This is a genomic window from Bradyrhizobium sp. LA2.1, from assembly GCF_040547725.1.
Classification (GTDB): Bacteria; Pseudomonadota; Alphaproteobacteria; order Rhizobiales; family Xanthobacteraceae; genus Bradyrhizobium; species Bradyrhizobium barranii.
Genome location: NZ_JBEPQI010000006.1, coordinates 34984 through 45796, shown reverse-complemented (window position 1 = coordinate 45796; position 10813 = coordinate 34984). Strand labels below are relative to the sequence as shown.

The 10813-nt window shown below is 63.4% G+C and carries 9 protein-coding genes; 5 read left to right on the top strand and 4 right to left on the bottom strand.

All coding sequences use genetic code 11. The features are described 5' to 3' along the window. Positions 1 to 4: 4 nt before the first annotated feature. Positions 5 to 535, bottom strand: a complete 531-nt coding sequence (locus ABIB95_RS12940) for a methylated-DNA--[protein]-cysteine S-methyltransferase (protein WP_085404061.1) — start codon at positions 533 to 535, stop codon at positions 5 to 7. Between the two features lie 91 nt (positions 536 to 626). Between ABIB95_RS12940 and ABIB95_RS12935 the strand changes: the two genes are divergently transcribed. The 3 genes from ABIB95_RS12935 to ABIB95_RS12925 all read left to right on the top strand — a co-directional run bounded on the left by ABIB95_RS12935 (position 627) and on the right by ABIB95_RS12925 (position 3863). Beyond that, positions 627 to 989: a DUF1304 domain-containing protein gene (locus tag ABIB95_RS12935; protein ID WP_063980045.1), complete on the top strand. Its 363-nt coding sequence runs from the start codon at positions 627 to 629 to the stop codon at positions 987 to 989. A gap of 147 nt (positions 990 to 1136) precedes the next feature. After that, a complete protein-coding gene (locus ABIB95_RS12930; protein WP_063980046.1) occupies positions 1137 to 2363 on the top strand; it encodes an ABC transporter substrate-binding protein in 1227 nt (408 codons plus the stop codon). Between the two features lie 273 nt (positions 2364 to 2636). Then, entirely contained in the window at positions 2637 to 3863 is a 1227-nt protein-coding gene (locus ABIB95_RS12925) for an ABC transporter substrate-binding protein (protein WP_354239791.1), read from the top strand. Between the two features lie 138 nt (positions 3864 to 4001). Here the strand turns inward: ABIB95_RS12925 and ABIB95_RS12920 are convergent, their stop codons facing one another. Then, positions 4002 to 4427 carry a DUF1330 domain-containing protein gene (locus tag ABIB95_RS12920; protein WP_038954579.1) on the bottom strand — a complete coding sequence of 142 codons (426 nt, stop codon included), beginning with the start codon at positions 4425 to 4427 and terminating at the stop codon, positions 4002 to 4004. A 168-nt stretch (positions 4428 to 4595) separates the two neighbouring features. Here ABIB95_RS12920 and ABIB95_RS12915 point away from each other — a divergent pair, with 168 nt between their 5' ends. Both ABIB95_RS12915 and ABIB95_RS12910 read left to right on the top strand, forming a co-directional pair. After that, positions 4596 to 6812: a transglycosylase domain-containing protein gene (locus ABIB95_RS12915; protein WP_354239789.1), complete on the top strand. Its 2217-nt coding sequence runs from the start codon at positions 4596 to 4598 to the stop codon at positions 6810 to 6812. 556 nt (positions 6813 to 7368) lie between these two features. Then, positions 7369 to 8034, top strand: a complete 666-nt coding sequence (locus ABIB95_RS12910) for a hypothetical protein (RefSeq protein WP_354239787.1) — start codon at positions 7369 to 7371, stop codon at positions 8032 to 8034. Positions 8035 to 8407: 373 nt separating this feature from the next. Here the strand turns inward: ABIB95_RS12910 and ABIB95_RS12905 are convergent, their stop codons facing one another. Then, the gene (locus ABIB95_RS12905) at positions 8408 to 9247 is read right to left on the bottom strand and encodes a M48 family metallopeptidase (protein ID WP_063980051.1); all 840 of its coding nucleotides are present in this window, start codon (positions 9245 to 9247) and stop codon (positions 8408 to 8410) included. Between the two features lie 217 nt (positions 9248 to 9464). Then, entirely contained in the window at positions 9465 to 10793 is a 1329-nt protein-coding gene (locus ABIB95_RS12900; protein WP_063980052.1) for a polyhydroxyalkanoate depolymerase, read from the bottom strand. Positions 10794 to 10813 lie beyond the last annotated feature (20 nt).

Below are 10813 nucleotides of genomic sequence, written 5' to 3'. Positions count from 1 at the left end.
AGAGCTAAATCTCTACCCCCTCATGCCGCAGCAGCCAGCGCTTCCGCTCGAGCCCGCCGCCATATTTCACCAGCGAGCCATCCGCGCCGATCAGGCGGTGACAGGGCAGCACCACGCTGATCGGGTTTGAGCCGTTGGCATGGCCGACGGCACGAATGGCTTTGGGCATATCGATCCTTGCGGCCATCGCGCCATAGCTCATCGTGGTACCGGCAGGAATTTGCGCGAGCGCGGTCCAGACCCTTTGCTGGAAAGGCGTGCCGGCGATGCGCCATGCGACGCCCGAGAGCTGGCCGAGATCGCCTTCGAAATAACCCGACAGCGCCGTCCGCATCTCCGTCGGCGCAGGCAGATCGCTCAGATCCACGGCGCCGTATTGCAGGCGCAACAGCTCGCGCATGCGGTGCTCGTAGTCTTCCCAGTCGAGCGCACGCAAGGCGCCCTCGGCATCGGTGACGAGCAGCGCGATCCCGATCGGCGTCGTCAGGCGATCGAGGCCGAATCGTTCAGGCGGTTTGGTTGATCGAGCGGGCATTGCGACACCAGGCCATCGAAACACGCCATCGCACTTGCCATGCCGGCCGTGCTAACGTCCACCCGAAAGCTGACGCTTTGGGGGGCTCAACTTGATTCTAATCACCAATGTCCTGGTGGCGCTGGTCGCCGCACTGCACGCCTACTTCCTGATCCTGGAGATGTTTCTCTGGGACAAGCCGCTTGGCTTGAAGACATTCCGCAATACGCCCGAAAAGGCCGAGATCACGAAGGTGCTGGCGGCCAACCAAGGGCTCTATAACGGCTTCCTCGCCGCGGGGCTGATCTGGGGCCTCGTCCACGGCAACCCAGCCTTCGCGTTCCAGATCAAGGCATTCTTCCTGCTCTGCGTGATCGTGGCCGGAGCCTACGGCGCGGCGACCGTCAGCACCCGCATCCTGCTCGTGCAGGCGCTGCCGGCGGCGATCGCACTGGTTGCGCTGTTTCTGACCTGATTCTCGTGACCTGAGACGCTACGGCGCAGCGTCGCGATCCTTGCGCGGCGCCGGACCTTCCTCCACACTCTCCGGCAGCGATGGCGACCGTTGCAATCAACGGGAAAAGACCGTCGACCGGAAATTCCGTCAGGAGGAACAACCAAGATGAACAATCGCAGAGCCTTCATAGCTGCCACGGCGGCGCTCGCCTTCGCGTTCTCCGCCAGCCAAGCCCTCGCCCAGAAGAAATACGACACCGGCGCGAGCGACACCGAGATCAAGATCGGCCAGACCGTGCCGTTCTCCGGCGCCTATTCCGTCTACGCCAATATCGGCAAGACCCAGGCCGCCTACTTCAAGATGATCAACGATCAGGGCGGCATCAACGGCCGCAAGATCAATCTGATCCAGTATGACGATGCCTATTCGCCGCCGAAGACGGTCGAGCAGGTGCGCAAGCTCGTCGAAGGCGACGAGGTGCTGTTCACCTTCCAGATCATCGGCACGGCCGCGAACGCCGCCGTGCAAAAATATCTCAACGGCAAGAAGATCCCGCAGCTGCTGGCCTCCACCGGCGCCGCACGCTTCAACGACCCGCAGAACTATCCCTGGACCATCGCCTACAATCCCAACTACGTGTCCGAAGGACGCATCTACGCCAAGTACATTCTCGCCAATCACCCCAATGCCAAGATCGGCGTGCTCTACCAGAACGACGACATGGGCCGCGACTATCTCGCCGGCCTCAAGAGCGGCCTCGGCGACAAGGCCGCGAAGATGATCGTCGGCGAAGTGTCCTACGAGGTCACCGACCCGACCGTCGACTCGCAGGTGGTCAAGCTGAAGTCGCTCGGCGCCGATCTGTTCTACGATGCCTCGACGCCGAAATTCGCGGCGCAGGCCATCAAGAAGGTGGCCGAGCTCGGCTGGACCCCGGTGCACATCCTCGACATCAATGCGAGCCCGATCTCGGCGACGCTGAAGCCGGCCGGCCTCGACATCTCCAAAGGCATCATCTCGACCCAATACGGCAAGGAGCCGAGCGATCCGCAGTGGAAGGACGATCCGGGCGTGAAAGCGTTCTTCGCCTTCATGGACAAGTATTTCCCCGAAGGCGACAAGCTCAACACGGTCAACACCTATGCTTATTCGGTCGCCGAGTTGCTGACGCAGGTGCTGAAACAGTGCGGCGACGACCTGTCGCGTGAGAACGTGATGAAGCAGGTCGCCAACATCAAGGACTTCACCCCGAGCTTCGCGCTGCCCGGCATCAAGATCAACACCGGACCGAACGATTATCGCGTCAACAAGCAGATGCAGATGATGAAGTTCAACGGCGAGCGTTGGGAGCTGTTCGGCCCGATCATCGAGGATAACGGCCCGGCGGGCTAGTAACTGCGTAGGGTGGATTAGCCCTGCAGATGCGCAAAGCGCATCTGCTCGGCGTAATCCACCTCTTCGACACCCGCGGCAACAGAAGTGGTGGGTTACGCCTGGCGGACTGCGCTTCGCGCAGCCGCAAGGCTGACCCACCCTACGAACTGCGCGTCTCCACCCACCTTGCGTTGCAGCAACGCCTCATCCACAATCGCCCTCAGCGGTGACGTCCTGTGCGCAAGAGCACTCGGGCAGATCATCGGCAATAACAAGCTGAGGAAATTGCGAATGAGGAATGGAATGCTGCATCTGGCCACGGCAACGGCGCTGACCCTGGCGCTGTCGGTCACCGCGGCCAGTGCCCAGAAAAAATATGATCCGGGCGCCAGCGACACCGAGATCAAGGTCGGACAGACCATGCCGTTCTCGGGACCTGCGTCGGCCTATTCGTCGATCGGCAAGACCCAGGCCGCCTATTTCAAGATGATCAACGACCAGGGCGGCATCAATGGTCGCAAGATCAATCTGATCCAGTATGACGACGCCTATTCGCCGCCGAAGGCCGTGGAGCAGATCCGCAAGCTCGTCGAGAGCGACGAGGTGCTGCTGACCTTCCAGATCATCGGCACGCCGGTGAACGCGGCCGTCCAGAAATATCTCAATTCCAAGAAGGTGCCGCAGTTGTTCGCGGCCACCGGCGCCTCGCGGTTCACCGATCCGAAGAACTTCCCGTGGACCATGGGCTTCAATCCCAACTACTTCGTCGAAGGCCGCATCTACGGCCAGTACATTCTGAAGGAGCATCCCAACGCCAAGATCGGCGTGCTCTATCAGAACGACGACCTCGGCAAGGACTATCTGAACGGCATCAAGGCCGGCCTCGGCGACAAGGCCGCCAAGATGATCGTGACCGAAGCCTCCTATGAAGTCTCCGATCCGACCGTCGATTCGCAGGTCCTCAAGATCAAGGACGCCGGCGCCGATCTGTTCTTCAGCGCCACCACGCCGAAGCAGGCCGCACAAGCGATCAAGAAGATCGCCGAGATGGGCTGGCATCCGGTGCAGATCGTCGACATCAACGCCACCTCGGTCGGCGCGGTGCTGAAGCCGGCCGGCCTCGATGCCGCCAAGGGCTTGATCAGCGTCAACTACGGCAAGGAACCGCTCGATCCGACCTGGAAGGACGATGCCGGCCTGAAGAGGTATTTCGACTTCATGGCGAAGTACTATCCGGATGGCGACAAGGACTCGAACTTCAACACCTACGGCTACAGCACGGCGCAGCTGCTGGTCCATGTGCTGAAGCAGTGCGGCGACGACCTGACGCGCGAGAACGTCATGAAGCAGGCCGCGTCTCTGAAGGACGTCGTCAGTGACACCGCGCTGCCCGGCATCAAGGCCAACACCTCGCCGACCGACTACCGCGTCAACAAGCAGCTTCAGATGATGAAGTTCAACGGCGAGCGCTGGGAACTGTTCGGCCCGATCCTGGAGGATGCCGGCCCGGCGGGTTAGGCGGCGAAGGCGCATGTCGTAGGGTGGGCAAAGACGCGCAAGCGTCGTGCCCACCATCTCTCTACGATCGCGACGAAGGTGGTGGGCACACTCCGGGATGCGCATTCGCGCACCCCGGCGCTTTGCCCACCCTACGAATTAAGAAGGTATCTCCCCAAAATTCTTCCCCACCGGCAGCACCGCGTGCCGGATCAGCCGTGAATCCTCCACCGCGGCCTGCCGATGCTTCACCGCTTCGCGATAGACGGGATCGCGGATCATCTCGACGAAGGCGGCAACGCTTGGATATTCGGCGATGAAGCAATGGTCCCAGCGCTCCTCTTGCGGGCCGATCAGCATCAGCTCGAATTTGCCCTGCCAGACGATGCGGCCGCCGAGGCGCTCGAACACCGGGCCGCTCTCGCGGCCGTAGGCCGCATAGGCTTCCGCGCCGCTCGCCTTGCGGCCGTCGGGATAGGCCGCCTCTTCGCGCAAACGCACCAGATTGAGCATGTGGATCGGGCCGGGGCGGTCGTTGTCCCGGAACTGCGCAAAAATCTCCTTGCTCGGATCGATATGGCCCATGCCGGTTCCCTCTTGTTTTATGCGGGCGATCCTAACTCCGCAGCCCGGCGAGCGGAACTGCGGCAGGCGAATGCCGCACCTCCTAATCGCGCGTTAAGCTCTGGGTAACCGGGCCTTAAACAGCGACCGGTAGCGTGCGGCGGGGCGGGCTGACCGGGCGTTTTGCGTATGGCGTGGGGAAAGAAAAAGGGTGGGCGGAAGGAGCCGTTGTTCGGCTTGCCTGCTGCGCTCGCCGATCTGCGCCTGACCGCGGCCGACCGCGTCCCCGGCGGCGAGGACAAGCCGAAGAAATCAACGAAATCATCCGCCAAGCGCAAGAGCGAGGATACCGGCGACGAGCCGCCGCGCGAGCGGAAGGCACAAGCCGGCCGCAGCGGCGCCAAGCGCCGGTCGAAATCGGGCGGAGGCTTCAGCCTCGGCCGCCTCGTCTATTGGGGTGCGGTGCTCGGCCTGTGGGGCATGATCGCCGTGATCGGCGTCGTGATCTATGTCGGCGCCCATCTGCCGCCGATCCAGTCGCTGGAGATTCCCAAGCGGCCGCCGACGATCCAGATCGTCGGCATCGACGGCAGCATGCTGGCGCAGCGCGGCGAGATGGCGGGCGCCAACGTCTCGCTGAAGGACCTGCCGCCCTATCTGCCGAAGGCCTTCATCGCCATCGAGGACCGCCGCTTCTACTCGCATTTCGGCATCGACCCGATTGGCATCCTGCGGGCCCTCGTCACCAACGTACTCCATCGCGGCGTCTCGCAGGGCGGCTCGACCTTGACGCAGCAGCTCGCGAAAAACCTGTTCCTGACCCAGGAGCGGACCATGGCGCGCAAGCTGCAGGAGGCAGAGCTCGCGATCTGGCTGGAGCGCAAGCACTCCAAGAACGAGATCCTGGAGCTCTATCTCAACCGCGTCTATTTCGGCTCGGGCGCCTATGGCGTCGAGGCCGCGGCGCAGAAATATTTCGGCAAGTCGGCGAAGGACGTCACCGTCGCTGAGGCCGCAATGCTGGCGGGCCTCGTCAAATCGCCGTCGCGGCTGGCACCGAACCGCAATCCGGAAGGCGCGGAAGCGCGCGCGCAAATCGTGCTCGCGGCGATGGCGGATGCAAAATTCATCACCGAAGCACAGGCACAGGCCTCGATCGGCCACCCCTCCTACAACGTAAAACCGGCCGGAGCCGGCACGCTCAACTATGTCGCCGACTGGATCGGCGAGGTGCTGGACGATCTGGTCGGCCAGATCGACGAGAGCATCAAGGTCGAGACCACGATCGATCCGAAGCTGCAGAGCGTGGCGGAAGCCGCCATCATCGACGAGCTCGCGGCCAAGAGCGTCAAGTTCAATGTCAGCCAGGGCGCGCTGGTGGCGATGACGCCTGACGGCGCGGTACGCGCCATGGTCGGCGGACGGAACTATTCCGACAGCCAGTACAACCGCGCGGTCACGGCGAAGCGCCAGCCGGGCTCCTCGTTCAAGCCGTTCGTGTACCTGACCGCGCTCGAGCAGGGGCTGACGCCGGACACGGTGCGCCAGGACGCCCCGATCGAGGTCAAGGGCTGGAAACCCGAGAACTACACCCACGAATATTTCGGCGCGGTGACGCTGACGCAAGCGCTGGCGATGTCGCTCAACACCGTCGCCATCCGCCTCGGTCTCGAGGTCGGACCGAAGAACGTGGTGCGCACCGCGCACCGGCTCGGCATCTCCTCGAAGCTCGAGCCCAATGCCTCGATCGCGCTCGGCACCTCCGAAGTCTCGGTCGTCGAGCTGGTCGGCGCCTATGCCCCCTTCGCCAATGGCGGCTTCGCCGTGGCGCCGCATGTCGTCACGCGGATCAGGACGCTCAGTGGCAAGCTGCTCTACATGCGGCAAGCGGAAGAGCGCAACCAGGTGATCGACCCGCGCTATGTCGGCATGATGAACACGATGATGCGGGAGACGCTGATATCAGGCACCGCCAAGAAGGCGGAGATCCCCGGCTGGCCGGCAGCAGGCAAGACCGGCACCAGCCAGGATTACCGCGACGCCTGGTTCATCGGCTACACCGCCAACCTCGTCACCGGCGTCTGGCTCGGCAATGACGACAACTCGCCGACCAAGAAGGCGACCGGCGGCGGCCTGCCCGTCGAAGTCTGGTCGCGCTTCATGCGCACGGCGCACGAGGGCGTGCCGGTGGCCGCCTTGCCGAACTCGCAAGCGAGCTGGGGCCTGTCGAACCTCGCGCAGGCGGCATCGCAGGTATCGCCGCCGACGGTAACGACAGCGCCCGGGCCGGCACCGGCGAGCAGTGGCGGCTATCGCCCGCCTCCGACGCGCGCGAATGTGCGGCCGGAAGCCGCAGCAGGCCTCGACGGCTGGCTGATGGACCGGCTGTTCGGCGGAAATCGGTAGCTTCGAGCTGAGCTCCCCAAGGCCTCAAAACAAAAAACGCGAAAACAACCCCATGCACAGTAACCGGTGACTTCAGGCGCGCCGCGCGGTGGATTGTAGGAAACGTTTGATCCGGCGGGACAAATCGAGCGTGCCGCGCAATCGTCGCGAAGCATGGCGGGGATCGCGCAAAGCGCGCTGACGTCGCCCTACTCCCAATTGTCATTCCCCGCCAATGGGTCTCGCCTTCGGCGAGCCCGATGACAGGCTCCAGCGGGGAATCCAGTACGCCGAGACGTCGAGATTCAAAACAGCTGCCGCGGCGTACTGGATCACCCGCGCCCGCGGGCGATGACAGTGATGGATGCGGCCAGCAGCATTTGCTCGGGCTGACATCGCGCCACGGCTTCGGCAAGTCCTGCCCAAGGCAAGTCCTGCCCAAGACGGCAAGATTTACCGATGCCGAAATATCCCTGAACGCCAAAACACCAGTCTCTTCAAGGCTCCGACATCGGCCCAGGAATTGCTCTCTTAGGTTGAGTTCCGAAGACTCGGGTTTAGTGGGAAGGAGCGTTCCATGATTGCAGGTCCATCCAGCGCGGCGTTGCCCTATCTGCGTCCTGCATCAACGTCCGGTTCCAATGCGACAACGACATCAGATCTCCAGCCGGAGGCGTCGACCGCAACTGACGCTGCGACCAGCAGCCCCGGAATCAGCGTGTCGCAACTCAAGCCGCTGCAAGGCGCCAAGCCGATCTCGGTGGCGGATAACCCGGTCCTGCGCGGCCTGATGGCAACGAATTGGCTGATGACCCACGGCGCGAACGCGACTCAACCGGCCGTCTCGGACGATGCACCTGAGAACACCTATGCCCAGGTGAAGGTTGACGGCAAGGTGGCGGCCACACTGTACAATGGCGGGTCCTCGACGATGACCAACGCGGCGGCCGCAAAGATCGGCAAGCTCGAGGATCCTCCCGGTCTGAGTGGACCAGATCTGGCGCAATGGCGAGCCGACAATTACGCCAAGCTGCTTGGCGGCACCGTCGAAAAAGCGTCCACCGCGATCACGCAATCGCAATGGACACCGCGTCAAAGCAGTTCTGCGCCCTATAGTCGCGATCAACTCGACGCGGCCTTCCAGGCGATGCTGGCCGAGGGCCAGAAGGCCGCCGCGCAACTGCAATCATCCTATCTCGCCTCGCGCGCGCAGCCGGGGACAAGCGCAGATATCAGCGCCTGACCTGAGAGATGGTTTGAGGACGCGCGGCATCCGGGCGACGAATTTTGTCAAAGCACATCAAGCAAAATCATCCCGGCTAACGCCGAACAACGAGCAGCCATCGTCGGCGTTCAACGCCCGCGATGTCGCGCGACGAGAGCTGCTCGCCTGGATAGTCCGATGGGTCGGTCGTTCGGGAAAATCGGGAAGCGTGGCACGAGACGCACTGATGTCGCCCCGTTCTCCGCTGTCATTCCCCGCGAAAGCGGGGAATCCAGTACGCTGCGGCTTCTCGGCTTAACAATGACCGCCTCTGGCATACTGGGTCGCCCGGTCAAGCCGGGCGACGACAGTGAGTGTTGGGCTAGCAGCGAGGCCTAATCTGCAGCGCGCCCTAATCCTCGACGCCGTACCGGTGCAGGTCGTTGCCGTGCGTGTCGAGCCACTTCTTGGCGCGCTCCATCGACGGGCAGGCCTTTCCGCAGACGCGCCAGAACCGCGCCGAGTGGTTCATCTCGACGAGATGGGCGACCTCGTGCGCGGCGAGGTAGTCGAGCACGTAGGGCGGCGCGAGGATCAGGCGCCAGGAGAACGACAGCGAGCCGGCCGAGGTGCAGGAGCCCCAACGGCTGGACTGATCGCGGATCGAGAGGCGCTTGACCCTGACGCCGAGCTCGACGGCATAGGCCTCCGCCGAGCGCTGGAGATCGTGGCGCGCCTCGCGCTTGAGGAAGTCGCTGACGCGGCGGTCGACATGCTCGACCCCGCCGGCGACGCAGAGAATGCGTTCACCGCTGTCGCGCACTTCCGTCCATACCGTGCCGCGCGTGCCGGCACGATGAACGATACGATGGGCCGTGCCGCGTAGCGGTATCACTGTGCCGGGTTGGAACGGCGCAGCCTTCGGCAAACGGCCGAGACGTGCAGCGATCCACGCGCCGTGACGTTGTGCGAAGTCCTTGGCTTCGGCCAGCGTGCCGCGCGGCGGGATGGTGAGGATGGCTTCGCGATCGCTCGGATGGATTCTGAGCGTGTAGCGGCGCGCGCGGCGGTGCCGACGCAATCGAATCGCAAAAAACTGCGATCCATGGGTGATGACCAGGGTCTTCGGCTCGTGGGGCCGTCGATAGAGGAGTGCGCGAGTGGCCATGTCTGTCAGTCCGGGGGGCAGGAGGGCGCCCGGATTCTGCCATAACCGCCGCCAGGGAAAGCGCTCGGCGCAAAAACAAATCATTTGCCCAATATACAGCGGTCTAGCGTCCGGGAGACCCTACAGACTGGGGTTGGAACCCGGTTTTTTCGCCCCCGCTGGACGCATGCGGCACCCCCAAGGGCTGAGGTGGGACTCACTCCTATAAGGCTACCTAAATACCGCGAATCTGGAGGGAACCAGCCCGTGCCGGAGCCCCCGGCAGGGCGCCGATTTTCAGCGGGAAAGCCGAAAAACGTGTTTATTCGGCCGCAAGAGCCTGCAACGAGCTCGGATTCGCAGCCGAGACCATGAAGTCATGGATGCGCGGCACGATTTCCGACTTGAAGCGCGAGCCGTTGAACACGCCGTAATGCCCGACGCCCTTCTGGACGTAATGAACGCGGCGGTGATCGGGGATCGAGCTGCACAATGTGTGTGTTGCTTCGGTCTGACCGAGCCCGGAGATGTCGTCGTTCTCGCCTTCGACCGTCATCAGCGCCACGCGCGTGACCTTCGAGGGGTCGACGCGTGTTCCGCGATGGGTCATCTCGCCCTTCGGCAGCGAGTGCTTCACGAACACGGTGTCGACCGTCTGCAGATAATACTCGGCGGAGAGATCCATCACCGCGAGATATTCGTCGTAGAAGTCGCGATGCTTGTCGACGAGGTCGCCGTCGCCCTTCACCAGATTGGCGAACAGGCGCTTGTGGGCGTCCATGTGCCGGTCGAGGTTCATGCTGATGAACCCGTTGAGCTGCAGGAAGCCCGGATAGACGTCGCGCATCATGCCCGGATGCGGGAACGGCACCTTGGTGATGACGGTGTTGCGGAACCAATCGATGCCGCGCTCCTGGGCGAGCTTGTTCACCCCGGTCGGATTGCGGCGGGTGTCGATCGGGCCGCCCATCAGCGTCATCGACGTCGGCACGAAGGGGTCGCGCCGCGCTTCCATGATCGAGACGGCGGCAACGACGGGAACGGAGGGCTGGCACACCGCCATGACATGGGTGTTGCCGCCAAGGACGTGCAGCATCTCGATGACGTAGTCGATGTAGTCGTCGAGATCGAAGCGGCCATCGCTCAGGGGCACCATGCGAGCGTCGGCCCAATCGGTGATGTAGACCTCATGCGCCGGCAGGAACGCCTCGACCGTGCCGCGCAGCAGCGTCGCGTAGTGGCCCGACATCGGCGCCACGATCAGCACGCGCGGCTGCGGGCTGCGCAAGGGACGGGCGAACTTGCGATCGAAGTAGAGCAGCTTGCAGAACGGCTTTTCCCAGACCGAGCGGACCTCGACGGGAACGCGGATGCCGTTGACCTCGGTGTCGTTGAGGCCCCATTCCGGCTTGCCGTAACGGCGCGTGGTGCGTTCGAACAATTCACAGGCCGCGGCGACGGACTTGCCGACCTCGGTGCGCGCCCACGGATTGAGGGGATTCTGAAACAAGAGCTTGGTCGCATCGGTGACCGCACGCGCCGGATTGAGAGAGGCCTGCCCCATCTCGTACATCCAGTACATCGGCGTCGTCAGGACCGGACTGCCTTCGGCCGCCAGGGGCGGCGCGCCGCCGAACTCACCAATAGGCATTGTTAAAATCCTCTTCGCAT